This is a genomic window from Stutzerimonas kunmingensis (assembly GCF_002929225.1).
GTDB lineage: Bacteria > Pseudomonadota > Gammaproteobacteria > Pseudomonadales > Pseudomonadaceae > Stutzerimonas.
In genome coordinates this window covers 193,114-213,479 of the sequence record NZ_PISM01000014.1, presented here as the reverse complement: position 1 = coordinate 213,479, position 20,366 = coordinate 193,114, and the positions used below count along the sequence as shown (strand labels likewise).

Genomic DNA, 20,366 nt, shown 5'->3' with positions numbered 1-20,366 from the left:
AACGCCTAAGATCGCCCCAAAGCGGGGAGCGCGCCCGCACCGTCGCACTGTTCTGGTTCAAGCCTGCCTCGCTCCGGCCGCAGCGATGGACGCCGACTCGCTCAGCGTCCGAGCGACAAATATCCCGCAACACCGCGCAATCGCGCCCCTGGCAGCCGCATATTCATTCGGCTCGACAAGCTGGCATACAACCTGCAATCACCCTGACAACACCTGCCGCCTCGCGGCAGGAAGTCCCAGACGGTCAGCGGCGACCGCCAAGCCAACAGGCGCGGGACCGGGTGTAGCAGGCAACGAGGCCTGACCAACCACCTCACACATCACTAATTACCAGGCAAAGGCGCCTGGAGCTGATACCAGCTCCAGGCGCCTTTTTGCGTTTTGCCGGCCGCGTGCCGCAGCCGCTCGAGAGGAAAGGCTATGAGTTCAACCGTCACCCCGCTCAAGCACGAGACATTGGTCATCGTCGGCAACGGCATGGTCGGTCACCACTGCATCGAACAGCTGATCGAACAGGACGCCCTCGCCCGCTACGAGGTGCACGTGTACGGCGAGGAGCGCCAGCGCGCTTACGATCGCGTACACCTGTCCGAGTATTTCGGCGGCCGCGATGCCGAGTCGCTGGCCATGTGCGAGGCCGACTACTACGCCAGCCACGGCGTCCACACCCATCTGGGCGTACAGGTGCTGGGTATCGACCGCGAACGTAAGGAGGTCGTTACCAGTTCCGGTCGCCAGCCCTACGACCAACTGATTCTTGCCACCGGCTCCTACCCCTTCGTGCCACCGATCAGCGGTGCCGAAGGCAGCGCGCGACTGGTCTACCGCACCCTCGACGACCTTGATGCGATTCGTGCGGCCGCCAGCGGCGCCAAGCGCGGTGTGGTGGTTGGTGGCGGTCTGCTCGGCCTGGAAGCGGCCAACGCGCTGAAGTCGCTCGGCCTGGAAGCCCATGTCGTCGAATTCGCCCCGCGCCTGATGCCGGTGCAGCTGGACGGCGAAGGCGGTGCGGCGTTGAAGGCGCGCATCGAGGCCCTCGGCGTTGGCGTGCATCTGTCGCGCGCCACCCAGGAGATCGTCGCCGGCGAGGACTACGCCTGGCGGATAAACTTCACCGACGGCGAATTCCTCGAAACCGACCTGATCGTGTTTTCCGCCGGCATCCGCCCGCAAGACGCCCTCGGCCATGTCGCGGAGCTGGAGATCGCTCCGCGCGGCGGCATCGTGATCGACAGCGAGTGCCGCACCTCGGACCCGGCAATCTTCGCCATAGGCGAATGCGCCAGCTGGAACGGCAGCGTGTTCGGCCTGGTCGCGCCCGGCTACAGCATGGCCCGCAGCGTCGCCGCGCAGCTGGCCGAGGAACCGCACGAGCCCTTCTACGGCGCCGACATGTCGACCAAGCTCAAGCTGCTCGGCGTCGACGTCGGTTCCATCGGGGATGCCCACGGCGCCACACCCGGCTCGCGCAGTTACCGTTTCATCGACGAGGCCAGTGCCAGCTACCGTCGACTGGTGGTATCCGCCGATGGCAAGACCGTGCTCGGCGCGGTGCTGGTCGGTGACAACAGCTACTACGACACCCTGCTGCAGTACGCGCAGAACGGCATCAAGCTGCCGGCCGATCCGTCCGCGCTGATCCTGCCGCAGACCGAGGGCGCTCCGACCCTTGGTCCGGACGCCCTGCCGGCCAGCGCGACCATCTGTTCCTGCCACAACGTCAGCAAGGGCGCGGTGTGCTGCCAGGTCGAGGCCGGCGTCACCGATCTCGGCGAACTCAAGGCCGCAACCAAGGCAGCTACCGGCTGCGGCGGTTGCAACGCGCTGCTCAAGCTGGTGTTCGATTCCGAACTGGCGGCGCGCGGCGTGGCGGTGGACAAGAGCCTGTGCGAGCACTTCGCCTATACCCGCCAGGAGCTATACGGCATCGTCCGAGTCGAGGGCATCCAGAGCTTCGCCGAACTGCTGGCCAAGCATGGTCGCGGCCATGTTGGCTGCGACATCTGCAAGCCGACGGTGGGTTCGATCCTCGCCTCTTGCTGGAACCAGCCGATTACCGACCCGGCGCTGATTCCGCTGCAGGACACCAACGACACCTTCATGGCCAACATGCAGAAGAACGGCACCTATTCGGTGGTGCCGCGCATCCCGGGCGGCGAGATCACTCCCGAAGGGCTGATCGCCATCGGCCAGGTGGCGAAGAAATACGACCTCTACACCAAGATCACCGGTGGCCAGCGCATCGACCTGTTCGGCGCCCAGCTGCACGAACTGCCGGACATCTGGGGCGAGCTGATCGCCGCCGGCTTCGAGACCGGCCACGCGTACGGCAAGAGCCTGCGCACGGTGAAATCCTGCGTTGGCAGCACCTGGTGCCGCTACGGCGTGCAGGACAGCGTCGGCATGGCGCTGCGCCTGGAGGACCGCTACAAGGGCCTGCGTGCACCGCACAAGATCAAGTTCGCCGTATCCGGTTGCACCCGTGAATGCGCCGAAGCGCAAAGCAAGGACATCGGCGTGATCGCCACCGAGAAGGGCTGGAACCTCTATGTCTGCGGTAACGGCGGCATGCGCCCACGGCATGCCGAGCTGTTCGCCACCGACCTCGACGACGAAGCGCTGATCCGCACCATCGACCGCGTGCTGATGTTCTACGTGCGCACCGCCGACAAGTTGCAGCGCACTTCAGTCTGGCGCGAGAGCCTGGAAGGCGGCCTGGACTACCTGAAGGACGTCATCCTCGACGACAGCCTGGGCCTTGCCGCCGAGCTGGAAAGCCAGATGCAGCACGTGGTCGACAGCTACCAGTGCGAATGGGCCAATGCCATCAGCGACCCGGAAAAGCTCAAGCGCTTCCGCACCTTCGTCAACGACGGCCGCGGCGACCCCGACATCCACTTCGTCAAGGAGCGCGGCCAGCGTCGGCCGGTACGCGCCAGCGAACTTCACCTGATCCCACTTACCCAGGAGGTGCTCTGATGAGCCAGTCCAACGTCGTTCGTCTCGACTCCCGTTCCGCAGCCCCGGCGGCCTGGCAGGCACTGTGCAGCCGTGCCGATCTGGTCGCCAATTCTGGTGTAGTGGCCTGGCACGAAGGCGCCCAGGTGGCGCTGTTCCACCTGCCCGAAAACCCGGAAGGCGAGCAGCTGTTCGCCATCGACAATCGCGACCCCAAGTCCGGCGCCAACGTGATCGGTCGCGGCATCGTCGGCAACCTCAAGGGTGAGCTGGTGATCGCGTCGCCGCTGTACAAACAGCACTTCCGCCTCGCCGATGGCACCTGCATGGAATACCCCGAACAAAGCCTGCGCGTCTGGCCGGCACGCCTCAACGGCGATGCCGTCGAGATCGGCCTCGTCTGAGTTCCGCGCCGCCGCGCGTGCTGTCGGCGGCGCCCGGAAACACCGAATTTAAAAGCTTCTGCCAACTATTCGAGAGAAACCCGCCATGTCCTACATCATCCCCTCCGAGTTCGTCACCAAGATGGTGGACGCCGGTGAATCGAAGATCTTCATGTCCACCCGCGACACACTGATCCGCGCCTTCATGGCTGGCGCCATCCTCTCCCTCGCCGCGGTGTTCGCCGTGGCCGTGACCGTGCAGACCGGCTCGCCGCTGGTCGGCGCGATGCTGTTTCCGGTCGGTTTCATCATGCTTTACCTGATGGGCTTCGACCTGCTCACGGGGGTATTCATGCTCACTCCGCTGGCCCTGCTCGACCGCCGTCCTGGCGTGACCGTGAGCGGCATTCTGCGCAACTGGGGCTGGGTATTTCTCGGCAACTTCGCCGGTGCGCTGGTGGTTGCCTTCATGATGGCCTTCGTCTTCACCATGGGCTTTTCCACCGACCCGGGGCCGATCGGCGAGAAGATCTCGCACATTGGTGAGGCACGCACGCTGGGCTACGCCGAGTTCGGTGCAGCGGGCTGGGCGACCATCTTTCTGCGCGGCATGCTCTGCAACTGGATGGTCTCGATGGGCGTAGTCGGCGCGATGATCTCCACCTCGGTCAGCGGCAAGGTCATCGCCATGTGGATGCCGATCATGCTGTTCTTCTTCATGGGCTTCGAGCATTCGGTGGTGAACATGTTTCTGTTCCCCTCGGCGATGATCATGGGCGGCGACTTCTCGGTGATGGATTACATGCTCTGGAACGAGATCCCCACCGCGCTGGGCAACCTGGTCGGCGGCCTGGCCTTCACCGGCCTGACGCTCTACACCACCCATGTGCGCACCGCACCCAAGCGCACCGTCTACTGACCCTGGAGTGAACGAAGGCCCCGGCTCGCATGCGCGCCGGGGCTTTTGCGCAGATAAACATGCCCAGCCAACTCGCCATTTCCCTCGGCCAGCATTCGGACCGCGGACGCAAACCGGCCAACCAGGACTTTCACGGCGCCTGCGTGCCGGCTGACGCCCAGCTCGCCAGCAAGGGCATCGCCATTGCACTGGCCGATGGCATCAGCAGCAGCGAGGTCAGCCATATCGCCAGCGAAACCGCGGTGGCGAGCTTTCTTTCCGATTATTTCTGCACCTCCGACGCATGGTCGGTGAAGCAGTCGGCGCAGCGGGTACTGGTGGCGATCAATTCCTGGCTGCATGCGCAGACCCGCCACAGCCCGCACCGCTATGACCGCGACCGCGGCTATGTCTGCACCTTCAGCGCGCTGGTGCTCAAGTCCGCCAGCGCGCACCTGTTCCACGTCGGCGATGCGCGCATCTATCGACTGCGCGACGGCGGCCTCGAACAACTGACCGAAGATCACCGCGTGCGCGTGTCGGCGGATACCAGCTACCTCGGCCGCGCGCTGGGCATCGACCGGCACCTGGAGATCGACTACCGCACTCTGCCGCTGGTGGTCGGCGATCTGTTCCTGCTCGCCACCGATGGCGTCTACGAGCACATCGGCGCGCGGGAGGTGGCGCAGCTCGTTGCCGAGCATGGCGACAACCTCGACGTGGCGGCGCGACGGATCGTCGAGCAGGCGCTGGCCAACGGCAGCGACGACAACCTCACCGCACAGCTGGTGCGCATAGACAGCCTGCCGGAGCAAGCCGTCGACGATATGCAGCGACAGCTCGGCGAACTGGCGCTTCCACCACTGCTGGAGCCACGCATGCAGTTCGATGGCTATCGCATCGTCCGTGAGCTGCATGTCAGCAGCCGCAGCCATGTGCATCTGGCCGTCGACGAAGCCAGCGACGCCACCGTGGTGCTGAAGACGCCCTCGCTCGATCTGCGTGGCGACCCCGCCTACCTGGAGCGCTTCCTGCTGGAAGAATGGATCGCCCGCCGCCTCGACAATCCCCACGTGGTCAAGGCCTGCCCGCCGCCGCGGCAGCGCCGCTACCTGTACACCGTGAGCGAGTTCATCGACGGCCAGACGCTGACGCAGTGGATGCTCGACCATCCACAGCCGGACCTGGAAACCGTGCGCGGCATCGTCGAGCAGATCGCCCGCGGCCTGCGCGCCTTCCACCGCCTGGAGATGCTGCATCAGGACTTGCGCCCGCAGAACCTGATGATCGACGCCACCGGCACGCTGAAGATCATCGATTTCGGCTCGACCCGCGTCGCCGGGCTCGCCGAACGCAACGCACCGGGCACGCAGGACAACCTGCTCGGCACCGCCGCCTATACCGCGCCGGAATACTTCCTCGGCGAGGCCGGCACGCCGCGTTCGGATCAGTATTCGCTGGCGGTGATCGCCTATCAATTGCTCAGCGGTCGCTTGCCCTACGGCGCCGACGTCGCCAGGGCACGCACCACTGCAGCGCAGAAACGCCTCTGCTATCAGCCGCTGCGCCATGCGCAGCGCGATATCCCGGCATGGATCGACGAAGTGCTGGGCAAGGCGCTGCATCCCGATCCGTCCCGGCGCTATGCCGAGCTGTCGGAGTTCGTCTTCGAGCTGCGCCAGCCCAACCCGGCGTTTCTCAACCGCGCCCGCCCACCGCTGCTGGAGCGCAACCCGCTGCTGTTCTGGAAAGGCCTGTCACTGCTGCTGGCGGTGACAGTCGTCGTGTTGCTGTTGCGCTGAGCCCTAGCCACGCCGTGCCAGGCGCTCGGTGGCGCCCTGGGCCTTGCGCGTGTACCAGAACACCCGGCTGACGCCGCGGGTGATTGCCACATAGCCCAGGCGCAGGCTTTCATCGGCCATGGCCTGGTCATAGCTGTTGCGGAAGAAACCCGAGTAGGCATACAGCGCGTTACGCAGCGGGTGCGGCTGCACCGGGGCGCAGTCGTCGACGATGATCGCCACCTCGGCCTGCAACCCCTTGGCACGGTGGATGGTGTAGGCCTTGACCGGCAGTTTGCGATCCAGCTGCGCCTGAATGGTGCGCAACGGCTCGTTGCGCCGGCTGAGCAGCAGCACCGCGGTGCGTTCGCGGCTTTGCCGTTCGGCCACATGGGCGCACTGCGCGGTGATCGCCTCGATCAACTTCGGCAGGCCCTTGTTCAGCTCGAAACCGGTGATCAGCTTTACCCCGTGGTCGCCGGGCTGCGTCGGTTTGCATGGCCGGCTGGTCTTGGCCTGCTTGAACTGCACGCCGGCCAGCACCGCCTCGCCATCGCGAATCACCGGTTCGATGGAGCGGTAGTTGGTTTCCAGCAGCAGCGTCTCGCTGCCCTTGGCGCCGCGCCGCGGAAAGTACTTGTCGAAGTCCATGAACAGCTCCGGCGAGCTGCCGCGCCAGCCGTAGATCGACTGCCGGTCGTCACCGATGGCCATCAGGCTCGGGCTGCCCTTCTGTCGCGCCAGATGGCGATGCAGCGCCTGCAGCCATTGGACGATCTGCGGGGAAATATCCTGGAACTCGTCGATCAAGAGATTTTCGAACGGAGCCAGGCTGGCCTGTGGCATATCCGAGCCTGAGCCCAAACGCTCGGTAAGCTGTTGAAAGGCCTCGTTGAAGGTCATCAGACTCTGCCCACGCAGCGCCGCTCGGAAATAGCCATGGAAACTCACCAGCGCTTCGACGAAATCCCGTTCGCGCGGCGCGCACTGCAATCTGGCCGGTTGCAGCTGATCGATGCGAATACCGATGCTTTCGATAAAGCCCGCCTGGGCATAGAAGGCCTCGTACAGCGGCAGAGGCGTGAACTCACCGGCAAGGGCGAAGGTATCGCCTGGCGCTTTCGACACGGCGCGCTTGCCCTGCTCGGCTTCGGATGGCGGCGCAGGCAGGTCGAGCAGCCGATGCACCTGCTCACGGAATGTCGCCTGCTCGGCGTAACACTGCTGATAGGCCTGTTTGAGCAAACGCGTTTGCGCCGGACGCTGGCGCGAGGTGGCCAGCGGATTGTCCGGTTCGTTCGCCGCGGCGGCCTTGTCGTCCAGCTGCTCGAACCATTGCGCTGTGCCGAGCACTTCACGCGCCAGCTGCGCCATGGCCGAGTGGAAGGTGCGCACGCACTGGCGCGCCTGCTGCGCATCGAATGGCACCTGCCAGAAGCCCAGCACCCGCACCAGCTGTTCGCGCAGCTGCGTGCAGGAGGCATTGGTAAAGGAAATCACGGTCAGCCGCCCGGGTTCGACGCCCATGTGACAGAGCATGAACACCACCCGCAGCAGCAAGGTGGTGGACTTGCCGGAACCGGCACCGGCAAAGACGCGCGTCACCGGGCTGCGGCTGAGGATCATCGCCCACTGCTCCTCCGACGGCGCGCTGATGATCCCGGCAGCCACCGCCTGCTCGACGCGGTCGCGCATCGCCTGAACCTTGGCGTCATCCACCTTCAGTTGTGCCGCTGCGTAGATCCCCTGCGCTGCCGTCCTGCGCGGCTTGCCGGCAGCGCGAGCCGGCCCCTCCGACTTGCTCTTCGGCTTGGCCTTGGCTGCAGATTTGCCCTTGCGCTTGGCGGCCGCAGCCTTGTTCGTCTTGCCGGGCGCACTGCCCCAGCGACGAAACAACAGCTCGTCCTCTTCGCGCAGATGGGCCGAGGTACGTGGAAAACAGCGCTGCAGCACCCCAGCGACCAGGGCCCTGTAGCGCTTGACGGCAGAAAGCATCGGAAATCACCGTGGGCATTGCATATCGTTGATATGGTACGGGTTTTTCCCTGTACTCTGGCCGCTACAAGGACGAACAGCAGCGAATGAATGTGGCAATCGCTCGCGTCGCCGGCAAGACTTCCTGGGCTATCGGCTGTCCGAGTTGAACCAGCTCTCAAGCTGAATCACCCTGCCCTGCCTTCACACCGGACACGGATCGCTACTGATGGACCCAGCAGCCAACAACCCCTCGCCTGACGACTCGAGCCACGCATTCCTCCCCGACGGCGGAGAGCTCGGCGCGCTGATCCGCCGCTTCGACTGGTCGACAACGGCGCTGGGGCCTCTGGCTGAATGGCCCTCGAGCCTGAAGACCGTCACCGCCATGTTGCTGCTTTCGCCAACGCCCATCGTGCTGCTCTGGGGCGAGCGCGGCATCATGATCTATAACGACGCCTACTCCGGGTTCGCCGGCAGCCGGCACCCGCAATTGCTGGGCTCGGAAGTGCGCGAAGGCTGGCCGGAGGTCGCCGAGTTCAACGACAACGTGATGAAGGTCGGCTTGGCGGGCGGCACGCTTTCGTACAAGGACCAGGAGCTGGTGCTGTACCGCAACGGCCGGCCTGAACGTGCCTGGATGAATCTGGACTACTCGCCGGTGTTCGACGATCAGGCGCAGCCGGCCGGTGTCATCGCGCTGGTCGTGGAAACCACCGAACGGGTACTGGCCGAACGAGAGCTGCAGGGCCAGCAGGCGCGCCTGCAACAGATGTTCGAACAGGCACCCGGGCTGATGGCGATGTTGCGCGGCCCGGAACATGTCTTCGAGATGGCCAACCCTGCCTATCTGCGCGTGGTGGGCGAGCGCGACGTCATCGGCAAGCCGGTGCGCGAGGCGCTGCCGGAGGTCGAGCGTCAGGGCTTCATCGATATTCTCGACCGGGTCTATCGCAGCGGCATGGCCTTTGTCGGCACCGGTATTCGCGTCGGGCTGCAGCGCATCCAGGGAGAGGCCGAGGAAGAGCGCCTGCTGGATTTCGTCTTCCAGCCGGTGACCGATGCGAATGGCAATGTTGCCGGGATCTTCGTCGAAGGCTATGACGTGACCGAGCGCGCCGAGGCCGAACAGGCGCTGCGCGAGAACGAACAACGCCTGCGCTTTCTCGATGCCCTAGCCAAGGAGACCGCGCGCAGCGTCGACGCCGACGCCATTCTGAGCATCACCACGCGCATGCTCGGCGAGCATCTGGGACTGTCGAGCTGTGCCTATGCCGACATGGACCCCGACCAGGACGGCTTCACCATCCGCGGCGACTGGGCCGCGCCCGGCTGCACCAGCATCGTCGGACGCTATCGGTTGGAGGCATTCGGCAAACTGGCAGTAACCAAACTGCGTGGCGGTGAAGCCTTCATCGTCGACGATCACTGTGCGCAGCTGCCACCGGACGAGGCTGCCACCTTTCAGCAGCTCGATATTGCCGCCACCATCTGTTTGCCACTGGTCAAGGAAGGCCGGCTGACCGCCCTGATGGCCATCCATGATCGCGCGCCCCGTGCCTGGAGCGCCTACGAACTCGCCCTGCTCACTGAAGTCACCGACCGCTCTTGGGCACATATCGAGCGTGTGCGCTCCGCTGCGGCGGTCAGGCAGCGCGAGCAGTGCTTCCTGGAACAGCTCGAAGCCAAGGTCGCCGAGCGCACGGCGGCGCTGGCACGCAGCGAGGCGAACATCCGAGCGGTGCTGGAAACCTCGCACCTGTACAAGGCGATGCTCGCACCGGACGGTTCGATTCTCTACGTCAACGCCACGGCACTGGCCGACATCGAAGCACGCTTCCATCAGTTGGCGGGCACGCCGTTCTGGGACTCGCCCTGGTTCAGTGCCACCCCCGGCATGCCGGAAGCGATGAAGGCGATGACCCTGCGCGTCGCGGCCGGCGCCACCGAGCACGGCACCATGACGCTGAACATGCCGGGCGGCACGCGCACGTTCGACTTCTCCATGCGCCCGGTGCTGGGTGACGACGGTACTGTCGTCGCCCTGGTCCCCGAGGCGCTGGATATCAGCGAGCGCGTCGCCGCCGAGCAGACGCTGCAACAGCTGCACAAGATGGAAGCGCTGGGCAACCTCACCGGCGGCATGGCCCACGACTTCAACAATCTGCTCATGGCCGTGCTCGGCAGCCTGGAGCTGCTGCGTCGGAGCATGCCGGCCGATCCGGTCCTGCTGCGCCTGGTGGACAACGCCCGCGCTGGTGCCGAACGCGGCGCCTCGCTCACGGCACGCATGCTCTCGTTCGCCCGAAAGCAGGAACTGCACAAGACGCCGATCGATCTGCGCGAGTTGATCCAAGGCATGCAGGCACTTCTGCTCAGCTCGCTCGGCCCGACCATCCAGCTGGAGGTGGAGCTGCCGCAGCGACTGGCGCGGGTCAAGACCGATCCCAACCAGCTGGAAACCGCCCTGCTCAACCTCGCCGCCAACGCGCGCGACGCCATGGCTGGCGAGGGCCGCATTCTCATCGTCGCCGAACAGGTGACGCTGCCCGGCGAGCAGCACGGCCTGGCCGCCGGGCGTTACGTTCGCCTGAATGTCAGCGACAGCGGCACCGGCATGGACGAGACGACGCTCAAGCGCGCGGTCGAGCCGTTCTTCACCACCAAGGGCGTCGGCAAGGGCACCGGTCTCGGCCTGTCAATGGTGCATGGCCTGGCCGAGCAATCCGGCGGGCGGCTGGTGCTGCGCAGCAGCCCGGGCGCCGGCACCACCGCGCAAATCTGGCTGCCAGCACTGGAGGACGAGCCAGCCGCGGAACCGACTCACAACCCGTCACCGCATGATCTCCCGCGCAGGACCATGCGTCCGCTGTCCGTGCTGGCCGTGGATGATGACGAACTGGTGCTGTTCGGCACCGCCGGCATGCTCGAAGCCGCCGGCCACCACGTCTTGACGGCCCGCTCCGCTGCGCAGGCGCTGGAGCTGCTGCAGGTGGCGCAGATCGACATGCTCGTCACCGACCACGCCATGCCGCTGATGAGCGGCGCGCAACTGGCTGCCGAGGTACGGGCAAGCCGGCCGGAGCTGCCGATCCTGCTGGTGTCCGGTTATGCCGAACTGCCATCGGCCACCCCGGCGCTGCCGCTGCAGCGACTGGCCAAGCCCTTCACCCAGGACCAGCTGCTAGATGCCGTCGAGCAGCTGCGCGCCGACGTCTGCTGAGCAACATCGGCGCAGCGGGGCCCATGACCGTGTGGGGCATCACTACTGGATGCCTGATTCGATGGCCGCGCACCTGGTAATACGACGAATAACCTGCGAGCCATTCTCGAAGGACCGTTAGTCGCCGATTTCTTAACTAATCGGTCAACAAGCCGATAGCGCACCATCGCCATGCCCTCCGTTGGGCCGGCTGTCTCAAGGTTCAGGATCCATGCTCTCTTTGCGTACCATCAAAGCTCGCTACACGGCCGCTTTCATCGGCTTCGTTCTCCTGGTCATGTTGCTCACGATGCTGGGGATCAAGCGCTTCGTCACGCCACAGCTCATAGAGGCAGGCGAAACCATCGTCATGTCGCAGGTCACCGAGATTGGCGAGCACATCGCAATGGACCTGGCGCGAGTCGAAGCGCAAGCACGCAGCATCACCCAGACGGTGCCGATGCTTGACAGTGACGAGATCGACCGGGTCCTACCCGGTCTCGTCGACCAATACGGTGACGTCAAGGTCTTCGGTGGCGGCATCTGGCCGCTCCCCGGCGTCCGTACGCCAGGCCGCGCCAAGCACAGCACGTTTTATCACCGGGACGCATCCGGCAAACTGATCGTCAATACCCACTGGAATTCGGCCGAATCGCGTAACTATTTCGAGGAGCCTTGGCACCGAGGCGGCATGCAGGCACCGCGCGGCAAATGTGTGTGGGCAGCGGCCTACAAGGATGACGCCAGTGCTGAGCCGCGTACCAATTGCGCGATGACTATCTATAAGGACGGCTCTCCCTGGGGCGTGTCGACGATCGACCTGACCCTCGGTTTCTTCAACCGCCTGGTTGCCGAAAAGCAGGACGAGATCGAAGGCGAGGTCATGATCGTCGAGGCCGACGGCAAGATCCTCAGCAACCAGCCGCAACTTGGCTCGGACATGGTGCTGCGCAACGTTTCCGAAATGTCAGTACAGTCGCCCTTCATCGCGACCGTACAGAAGGCGCTCGCCAGCACGCCGCAAGCGTTGCGACGGGAGGTATTCACGAGCAAGACCGGCGAAGAGTTCAGCTTCTTCATGACGCCTGTCGAAGGTACCCCCTGGTTCCTCGCCGCCGCCCTGCCGACCGCCAAGCTTGAGGCACGAAGCGATGCGATGCTCAGGACGCTTGCATCCCTCCAGATCCCGATGGTGCTCATCCTGCTCGCGCTCATGCTTGTCGCGATCAATCAGCTGATGAAACGACTTGCCGTTCTGAAGACAAACATCGATTCCCTATCCGCAGGCGACGCAGACCTGACCAAGCGTATCGCTATCAAGGGCGAGGACGAAGTCGATCAGGTCGGACGCTCAGTCAATGGATTCATCGGCTACCTGCAGAAGATGATGATCGACGTAAGTGACGCCACGACCCAGATCCAGTCGGAGATCGCACAGCTCAAGCAGCTGTCCCGTACCACCAATGACGCGCTGGCCCGGCACGCCTCGGAAACCGACCAGGCCGTTACGGCGATCAACGAAATGAGCTCGACTGCCGAATCGGTTGCGCACAGTGCCAGCGATACGGCGACATTCACCCAAACGGCCAATCACAACGCAGTCTCCTCCAGGCTGGTGGTCGACGATGCATCGACCAGCGTGCGCTCGCTGGTCAGCGAGGTGGAAAGCGCAACGGCGAAGGTCCAGGCGATGCAGGCCGACGCCCAGCGCATCAACGATGTACTGGGCGTCATTGGTGACATCGCTGGGCAGACCAACCTGCTTGCACTCAATGCGGCGATCGAGGCAGCACGAGCCGGCGAGCAGGGCCGTGGCTTTGCAGTCGTCGCCGACGAAGTCCGCGCGCTTGCCGCACGCACTCAACAGAGCACGTCCGAAATCAATGAAACCCTGCAACGCCTGAAGGATGCCGTCGGATCTGCCGTGCAGGCCATGGAACAAACCAAGGCGAGCTGCCAGGCGACAGCCGACAAAACGGCTCAGGTCACCGTTGGACTTGATGAAATGACCAACTCGGTCGTTCACATCAATGATCTCAGCACCCAGATCGCCACCGCGGCGGAAGAACAGAGCGCCGTAGCCGAGGAGATCAACCGGAACATGGTCGCCGTGCGGCATGTGGTTGACGAGCTGGTCGAAAGCGGCGCGAGCGTCGATAGGAGTACCGAATCGCTCCTGGACACGAATGGACGCCTCACGGCCGTCGTAAGCCGATTCAAGGTCCGCTGATACAGCCTGGATGAGAGAGGCGCTTAGTGGGCCTCTTTCCGCCCATTACAACAGCGCCATCTGCGAGAGCAGTCGGCCGGCGGCTCTCGCATCGTCGCCAAGCGTGTACTCGACGATTTCCGCATCAACATCGTGCAGGGACGAAATTTGAGGGTCGCCAAAAGCGGCGTCCAGTTTGTGCGATGTTCAATGCCGAACGGTCGAATCGATTTTATGCGAGATGTTGCGAGCATTTCTGCAGTTACGCCAGGTGGTCACCGTAGAGGTTCGACAATTGATCGCAGAGCAAGTCGTTTTATTGATTGCCACTGGTTTCGGGCTGGGATCATTGCCCTGGATGCCCGGTACCTTCGGATCACTGCTGGGGATACCACTGGCGTGGTGGCTCTGGGGGCGGCCGCAGGCAAAGCAACTGCTGTTCATCTCTGCGCTGCTGGCGGTCGGCGTTCCGCTGTGTCACTGGGCCTCGCGTTGGCTTGGAGGCGGTGATGCCGCGCAGATCGTTGCCGACGAGTATCTCGCCTTTCCACTCGTATTTTTGGGGCTGGCCACAGCCCATCGATGGTGGTTACTCGGTGCCGGATTCGCACTATATAGGCTTTTCGATATCACCAAGCCGCCGCCCATAGGATTTGTCGAAACGATTGGTGGAGGCTTGGGTATCGCATTGGATGACGTGCTGGCCGCGCTGTTAGCTTGGCTCGCACTGCGTGGGGCCCGAGCGCTTTGGTTGCGCGTGTAGCGCCGGTCGATCACCACGAGGCGGCGCAGCTAAGGCCCGCCAGGCAGTACGACCTGGCAGGAGCTCGGCGCAGCAGAAACGATGATGCGCCGGAAGCGCCAACGGTAGCTACCGCCCGTTGTGCCTGCCCTGATTCAGGATGCGGGGCGCCGCCTAGCCTGGCACCTACTCGCGGGAACGATCGTCAGCTGCCGATCACGCCGCCGTCATCCTTGGTGATCAGCACGGTGGACGAGCGCGGACGTGACTGGCCGTCGCTGGCCGGGAAGCTCAACCCTGGGTGCTGCACATTGATCCACATGGCGCGGTAGTCCGGGCTCCAGGTGATACCGGTGATCTCGCAACCCCGTGGCCCGACCAGGAAACGCCGCACCTCGCGCGTTTTCGGATCGGCGCAGAGCAGCTGATTGGTGCCCATGGCCTGCATCGCCGATTCGTCATCGTCGAAATCGGTTTCGATCCACAAACGCCCGTCACGATCGAAGGCCAGCCCGTCCGGCGAGGAAAAGCAGTCGCCGTCGATCGTGCCGATCAGGTTGGAGGCAACCGACTGGCTCTGGGCATCTCGCGCACCACGGCGCTCGCCGGCGAGCAGGAAGACTTCCCACTGGAAACGCGTCGCCGCCGGGTCGCCACCCTCTTCCTGCCAGCGCAGGATCTGCCCGTGCAGGTTGTTCGGTCGCGGATTGGCCTTGTCCAGCGGCTGCTTGGTGCCGCGCCCGTCATTGTTGGTCAGGGTGACGTAGACCTCGCGGGTATCGGGATGCACCGCGACCCACTCCGGCCGGTCCATCGGCGTCGCGCCGGCGCGGTCGGCAGCGGCGCGGGCATTGAGCAGCACCTCGGCCTGGCTGGGGAAGCCGTTTTCCGCGGTCAGGCCATGCTCGCCGTGCACCAGCGCCAGCCACTGGCCACTGCCGTCGGCATCGAAACGCGCGACATACAAGGTGCCCTCATCCAGCAAGCGGCGGTTGGCGGCGTCCGCACCGGGCACGAAACGGCCGCTGGGAACGAACTTGTAGACGTACTCGCCCTTGGTGTCGTCGCCCGAGTAGAACGCCATGCGCCCGTCCTCGCCCAGCGACAGCACCGAGCACTCGCGGCAGTAACGGCCGAAGGCGGTGCGCTTGACCGGCGCGCTCTGCGGGTCGAACGGATCGACCTCCACCACCCAGCCGAACCGGTGCGGCTCGTTGACGAAGCCGCCATGGGGTTGGCCTGCCTGCGGCGTGGCATCGAAACGCGGATCGACCGTGCCCCAGCCGTAGAGCTTGCTCATGCCGCTGCCGGCGATGCCGTAGCGGTTGTGCGAGACGCGCGCGGCAAGATCGTCGGCGTCGTGGTTGACGAAGTAGTTGTGCCAGTTCTCCTCGCAGACCAGATAGGTGCCCCAGGGCGTGAAGCCGCTGGAGCAGTTGTTCAGCGTGCCGAGCACCGTGTTTCCTTCCGGGTCGTCCATGGTCTGCATCGCTGCATGGCCGGCCAGCGGCCCGGCAATGGCCATCGGCGTCATGCCGGAAATGCGGCGGTTGTAGGGTGAATCCATCACCCGCTGCCATTCACCCTGCGCATCCTTGCGCACCTCGATGACACTCAGGCCATGGGCCGCCTGCTCCTTGCGCACCTGTTCCAGCGGGCGCCGGCCATCGACCACGGCGATGCCTTCTGGATGCAGCGTCGGGTTGACGTACTCGTGGTTGATGGCCAGCAGGCCGCGGCTGTCGGGCGCGTCGGGGAACGGGAAGTAATGCATGCCGTCGTGGTTGTCGCCGGCCTGCCTGAGCTGGGCTTGCCAATCGTCGCTGGCATCCGGCTGCCACTCGGGTGCGTCGGCATGCACCGGATCGCCCCAGGAGAAGAACACCCGGGCGCTGTAGCCCGGCGCCACCTCGACACGGTCGAAATGCGGGTCGAGCTGGGTCGGGATACCTTCGAAGCCGAGCAGCGAATCGCCCCGGGTCGCGGCTCGCGCGCCGGCCATCCCGCCGCCGAGAAAGGCGATGCCGGCCAGGCCGAGCCCACCCTTGAGCAGCCCGCGCCGGCGGTGATCGATCGCCTGCTGCAGCGGCAGGTTGCCGCTCGGATTGACCGGTTGGTCGTCATGAGCGCCCACGCTCGCGTGAAAATCGGTGAAATCCTGTTTCATCGAAAACGGTTCCTGAGTCGTAACGGCATCATTCGATGCGGTAATGGAAGGTGTTCTTTACGTCGGGCACGGCAACCGCGCGGCCTTCGACGATGCGCGGCTGGTAGCGAAAGCTCTTGGCGGCGGTGAGTGATGGGCGGATGAACAGCGGATGGCAGTCGCCGACCACTTCGGGCGAGCGCACGCGCCCCTGCACATCGACCGTGTAGCTGACCGTGCAGGAACCCTGAAGCCCGGAGTCCAGCGCCCGTTGCGGGTAGACCGGCGGCTTCTTGGCAATCGGCAGGTATTGCCGGCTGGCTGCCTCGGCCGCTGCAGCCTGTCGTGCGCGCTCAGCCGCTTCCGCGCGCGCCGTTGCCTCGGCTTCGCGCGCCGCCTGCAACCATGCCTCTTCCTGAGCCATCCGTTCCCGCTCCTGTGCCTGTTCCTGGCGGCGTTGCTCGTCGCGCTGACGCTGCTGTTCGCGCTGGCGTTCCAACTGCTCGCGCTGCTGCTTCAGCTGCTCGGCCTTGCGCTCCTCTTCGGCGCGCTTGAAGGCCAGCTCGGCCTGCTCGAGTCGCTGCTGCTGGGCGTGGGTATCGACCTGTGGCTCACGCGGCGGCGGTTCGACCGCGGGCTCGACGGGCGGTTCGACCGGCACTGCGCTCTCGGTTGGCGCCGGCGGCGGCAGGCTGATCAACTGGGTCTGCATCACCTGGGTGGCGACCGGCATTTCCAGCGCTGGCGACCAGCTGCCGAGCAACAGCGCGAACAGTCCGGCGTGCATCCCGAGGGTCAGCAATGCAGCCCCGGCCGGACCGATCCACTGTCGCGGGACAACTTTGCTGCCATGCGCGGCGGGCGTGCTGAAGGTCATCATCACGGCTGCCCGACTCCGGCCGGCGCCTCGGTGATCAGCCCCAGGTTGACCACCCCGCCGCGCTGCAGCTCGGCGATACCAGCGACCACGCGACCGTAGTCCGCCGCCTCGTCGGCACGGACATAGACCTGGGTGTCGCCGCGCTCGGCGATGATCGCGCCGACCTTGGCCTGCAGCCCGGCAAGGTCGACGGCGCTGTCGGTCTGGTTGTCGATGTCCAGCTCGCTGCCCAGGTTCCAGTAGAAGCCGCCATCGGCCTTTACCGAGAGCGTGAGGATCTGCCGCTCGTTCTCCACCGGCAGCGCTTCGGCCGCGACCTTGGGCAGCTCGATCTTGACGCCCTGCACCAGCATCGGCGCGGTGACCATGAAGATCACCAGCAGCACCAGCATCACGTCGATGTAGGGCACCACGTTCATTTCCGCCTTGGGCCCGTGTTTGTGCTGTGGTTTGACCAGCATGAAGGCGTCCTCCTCAGGCGGCTGCGGCGACGTTGGGTGAAGCGGCGTGCAGGCGCCGATGCAGGCGCGCCTGTAGCTCGTTGCCGAAGGCGTAGTAACGACCGACCAGCGTCTGCCCACGGGCAGCGAAGCGGTTGTAGGCCATCACCGCGGGAATCGCCGCGAACAGGCCGATGGCCGTTGCGATCAACGCTTCGGCGATGCCCGGCGCGACGGTCGAGAGCGTCGCCTGCTGCACCTGCGACAGGCCGAGGAAGGAGTTCATGATTCCCCACACGGTACCGAACAGGCCGATATAGGGGCTCACCGAACCCACGGTTGCGAGAAACTGCAGGCCCTTTTCCAGACGCTCCTCCTGCTCGGCGACGGCCACGTAGAGGCTGCGCTCGACACCCTGCGCCACCACATCCGGCGCGATCCCCGGCTGGCGTTGCAGCTGGGCGAACTCGCCGTAACCGGCGAGGAAGATGCGCTGCAGCGCGGCCTCGTCCGGCAACGGCTGCGCCTGGCCTTCGCGATAGAGCTGGGCAAGATCGCCGCCCTGCCGGAAGCGCTGCAGGAAGCCGCGCTGCAGGCGTTCGGCGCTGCGCAACGCCACACTGCGACGGATGATCAGGTACCAGCTCGAAACCGAGGCCAGGACCAGAATCATCATCACCGCCTGGACCACCAGGCTGGCTTCGCTGATCAGTCCCCAGATGGACATGTGCTCGAGAGTCGTTTGCATGAATCGTTTCCTCCTGCCCCGACTGGTGCAGCTGCTATTGGATGGCGGGTCGGTTAGCGGGCGATGACGTCAATCCAGCCCCAGCGCATCGGCGATCGCCGACCAGGGCAGGTACTTGTAGTTCTGCGTCCCCTCGGGCATGCGCTTGCGGCCGTCCTGCACCACCAGCATTCCGCGGTTCCAGATGCCGCCGAGGTTGGCCGAGGTGACTTCCAGCCCATCGGTCTCGGACGCTCCGTCGATGCCGCGCTTGGCGTTCAGGCCAATGCGGAAGGTGCCGCGCATGCCATAGGGCGCCTGGGCATCGAGCACCACGTAGCTGTCGTTGCCCTGACTGGAAATCACCAGGTAGTCGCCGCGCTCGCCGTGGTAGATCGCCAGACCTTCGATGTCGTCGTAGACCGGCCCGCCGACACCGATGACCTGCTCCGGCACCGCTGGCACATCGGCGCGGGCATCGACCACCCACACCGCGACGTCTTCCTCGCCGACGAACAGCCGCTCGCTGCGGTCGTCGGCCACGCAGCCCTCGGGCTGACTGTCCAGCTTGAAGCGCCGCACCAGCTCGCCACGCGGCTGGCCGGAGCTGCCATCGAGGCGGTACTGCAGGAAGGTGCCGTCCTTGTCGTTGGCGATGGCGTAGGTAGTGCCCTGGCGATCCTGGAACATGCACAGGCCATAGATTTCGCTCAGCGGCGTGGCGACCTCGCCGACATCGCGGAGCACCCCGCTCGCCCGGTCGATGGCGAACAGGTGCAGGCTGTTGTGATCGCGATTGCTGGCCACGGCCAGGTCCACGCGCTTGCTGCCAAGGCGGAAGCCGCTGCGCACATCGACGTTGTTCAGCCGGCCGGCGCGCAGGTCCTGCACCTGACGGCCGTCCAGGTCGTACACCACCAGGCCGCCCTTCTTGTCGGTGCCGAGCACACGACTCTGCGCCGGATCGCGCGGATGGACCCAGATCGCCGGATCATCGGCGGCATCACCCAGGCTCGGCACCGGGCCGGTCTCCACCGCGGCCGGCAGGCTGACGATCGGCTCGGCTTGCGACAGCGCGGTCGGTTGCCAGTCCAGACGGGCCGACTGCAGGCCGCGTTCGTCCGCCAGCAGCAGCTCGACGCCCTCGGCACCGCGGCGCGCGCTGATGCGTTCCGGTTCGTCGAAACCGTCCAGTGCGATGACCTCATCGGCTTGCCAGCCGGCTTCGTTCTGCCGGTACAGATGCAGCACCGAGGCTTCGGGATCGAGCGCCAGCAGTCCGCCCGGCACCAGGGTCATGCCCGCTGCGGCATGGGCCAGGCTGCCGAACGGCTGGCGCAGATCGACCGGCTCACGCTGCAACGGCGCCTCGGCGTCGGCCGGGTAACGCCAGAAGCCGACGGACTCCTCGTTGACATAGAGCTGCCCACTGGCATCGTCCGTCTGGCAGAAGGCGCTCTGCGGCGGCAGGCTGAGCCCGCGCACCCGCCGCGCCTCATCGAGCAGGCGGCCCTGACTGCCGACCAGCCATTGCTCGCCGACGCCCTCCTCACCGAGCAGAAAGACGAAGTCGTTGCTCGCGCTGTCGCGGTACAGGCACAGCCCCTCGATGGCGAATGCGGTGCGCGGCAGGTACAGCGGTTGGCTCCAGGCACGCGCCGCATTCAGGCCGATCAGCATCGCCTGCTGACGTTTGCGCTCGACGGTGGCCAGCAGCAAACCCTGGCGGTCGACGCGATGGTCCAGTCCTTCGAAGCGCCCGGCGTGGCGCGCCAGGCTGTTACCGGCGGCGTCCAGCAGCTGCAGGCCCTGGTCATCGACCTGCACACGGTCGGCACCGGTCCAGGGGGTGTAGCCGTTTAGCAGCTGGGCGTACTCGAGGCCGGCCAGCAGCGGTTCGCTGATGTTCAGCTGGGCCGACTTCGCCGGTGTATCTGGCTGTGTGGACTGGCAGGCCGCCAATGCGATGCACAGGCCGAGCAGCATGGTTTTGGGCAATGCGTTCATGGTGTATCCATTCAGGCTG

13 protein-coding genes are annotated in these 20,366 nt (G+C 65.3%); 7 read left to right on the top strand and 6 right to left on the bottom strand.

The window, feature by feature from the left end; genetic code table 11:
* The first annotated feature begins 420 nt into the window (after window positions 1–420).
* The 4 genes from nirB (at window position 421) to CW305_RS07520 (ending at window position 6,041) form a co-directional block, all read left to right on the top strand.
* Complete coding sequence (gene nirB, locus CW305_RS07535; protein ID WP_104097524.1) at window positions 421–2,979, top strand: nitrite reductase large subunit NirB; 2,559 nt, start codon at window positions 421–423, stop codon at window positions 2,977–2,979.
* Window positions 2,979–3,362, top strand: coding sequence for a nitrite reductase small subunit NirD (nirD, locus tag CW305_RS07530; RefSeq protein ID WP_046619465.1), 384 nt, complete (start codon window positions 2,979–2,981; stop codon window positions 3,360–3,362). Before nirB ends, nirD begins: the two co-directional genes overlap by 1 nt.
* Before the next feature lie 85 nt (window positions 3,363–3,447).
* The gene (locus CW305_RS07525) at window positions 3,448–4,260 is read left to right on the top strand and encodes a formate/nitrite transporter family protein (RefSeq protein ID WP_014820396.1); all 813 of its coding nucleotides are present in this window, start codon (window positions 3,448–3,450) and stop codon (window positions 4,258–4,260) included.
* Between the two features lie 59 nt (window positions 4,261–4,319).
* Complete coding sequence (locus CW305_RS07520) at window positions 4,320–6,041, top strand: bifunctional protein-serine/threonine kinase/phosphatase (protein ID WP_219819253.1); 1,722 nt, start codon at window positions 4,320–4,322, stop codon at window positions 6,039–6,041.
* A 3-nt stretch (window positions 6,042–6,044) separates the two neighbouring features.
* Here CW305_RS07520 and CW305_RS07515 read toward each other — a convergent pair whose 3' ends face one another.
* On the bottom strand, window positions 6,045–8,015 hold the full coding sequence (locus CW305_RS07515) for a DEAD/DEAH box helicase (protein WP_104097522.1): 1,971 nt from the start codon (window positions 8,013–8,015) through the stop codon (window positions 6,045–6,047).
* A gap of 208 nt (window positions 8,016–8,223) precedes the next feature.
* On the opposite strand from CW305_RS07515, the gene CW305_RS07510 reads away from it, so the two are divergent.
* From CW305_RS07510 to CW305_RS07500, 3 genes are all read left to right on the top strand, one after another.
* Window positions 8,224–11,217, top strand: coding sequence for a PAS domain-containing protein (locus CW305_RS07510; RefSeq protein WP_104097521.1), 2,994 nt, complete (start codon window positions 8,224–8,226; stop codon window positions 11,215–11,217).
* A gap of 211 nt (window positions 11,218–11,428) precedes the next feature.
* Window positions 11,429–13,426 carry a methyl-accepting chemotaxis protein gene (locus CW305_RS07505; protein WP_104097520.1) on the top strand — a complete coding sequence of 666 codons (1,998 nt, stop codon included), beginning with the start codon at window positions 11,429–11,431 and terminating at the stop codon, window positions 13,424–13,426.
* A gap of 220 nt (window positions 13,427–13,646) precedes the next feature.
* Window positions 13,647–14,168, top strand: coding sequence for a phosphatidylglycerophosphatase A family protein (locus CW305_RS07500; RefSeq protein ID WP_245890974.1), 522 nt, complete (start codon window positions 13,647–13,649; stop codon window positions 14,166–14,168).
* A 184-nt stretch (window positions 14,169–14,352) separates the two neighbouring features.
* On the opposite strand, the gene CW305_RS07495 is transcribed toward CW305_RS07500, so the two are convergent.
* From CW305_RS07495 to CW305_RS07475, 5 genes are all read right to left on the bottom strand, one after another.
* Window positions 14,353–16,314, bottom strand: coding sequence for a PhoX family protein (locus CW305_RS07495; protein ID WP_104097519.1), 1,962 nt, complete (start codon window positions 16,312–16,314; stop codon window positions 14,353–14,355).
* Window positions 16,315–16,342: 28 nt separating this feature from the next.
* Window positions 16,343–17,173, bottom strand: a complete 831-nt coding sequence (locus tag CW305_RS07490; RefSeq protein WP_104097518.1) for an energy transducer TonB — start codon at window positions 17,171–17,173, stop codon at window positions 16,343–16,345.
* Window positions 17,173–17,634 carry a protein TolR gene (tolR, locus tag CW305_RS07485; RefSeq protein ID WP_104097517.1) on the bottom strand — a complete coding sequence of 154 codons (462 nt, stop codon included), beginning with the start codon at window positions 17,632–17,634 and terminating at the stop codon, window positions 17,173–17,175. The genes CW305_RS07490 and tolR overlap by 1 nt, the downstream gene beginning before the upstream one ends.
* 13 nt (window positions 17,635–17,647) lie before the next feature.
* On the bottom strand, window positions 17,648–18,361 hold the full coding sequence (tolQ, locus tag CW305_RS07480; protein ID WP_003300068.1) for a protein TolQ: 714 nt from the start codon (window positions 18,359–18,361) through the stop codon (window positions 17,648–17,650).
* A 69-nt stretch (window positions 18,362–18,430) separates the two neighbouring features.
* Entirely contained in the window at window positions 18,431–20,347 is a 1,917-nt protein-coding gene (locus CW305_RS07475; protein WP_104097516.1) for a phytase, read from the bottom strand.
* Window positions 20,348–20,366 lie beyond the last annotated feature (19 nt).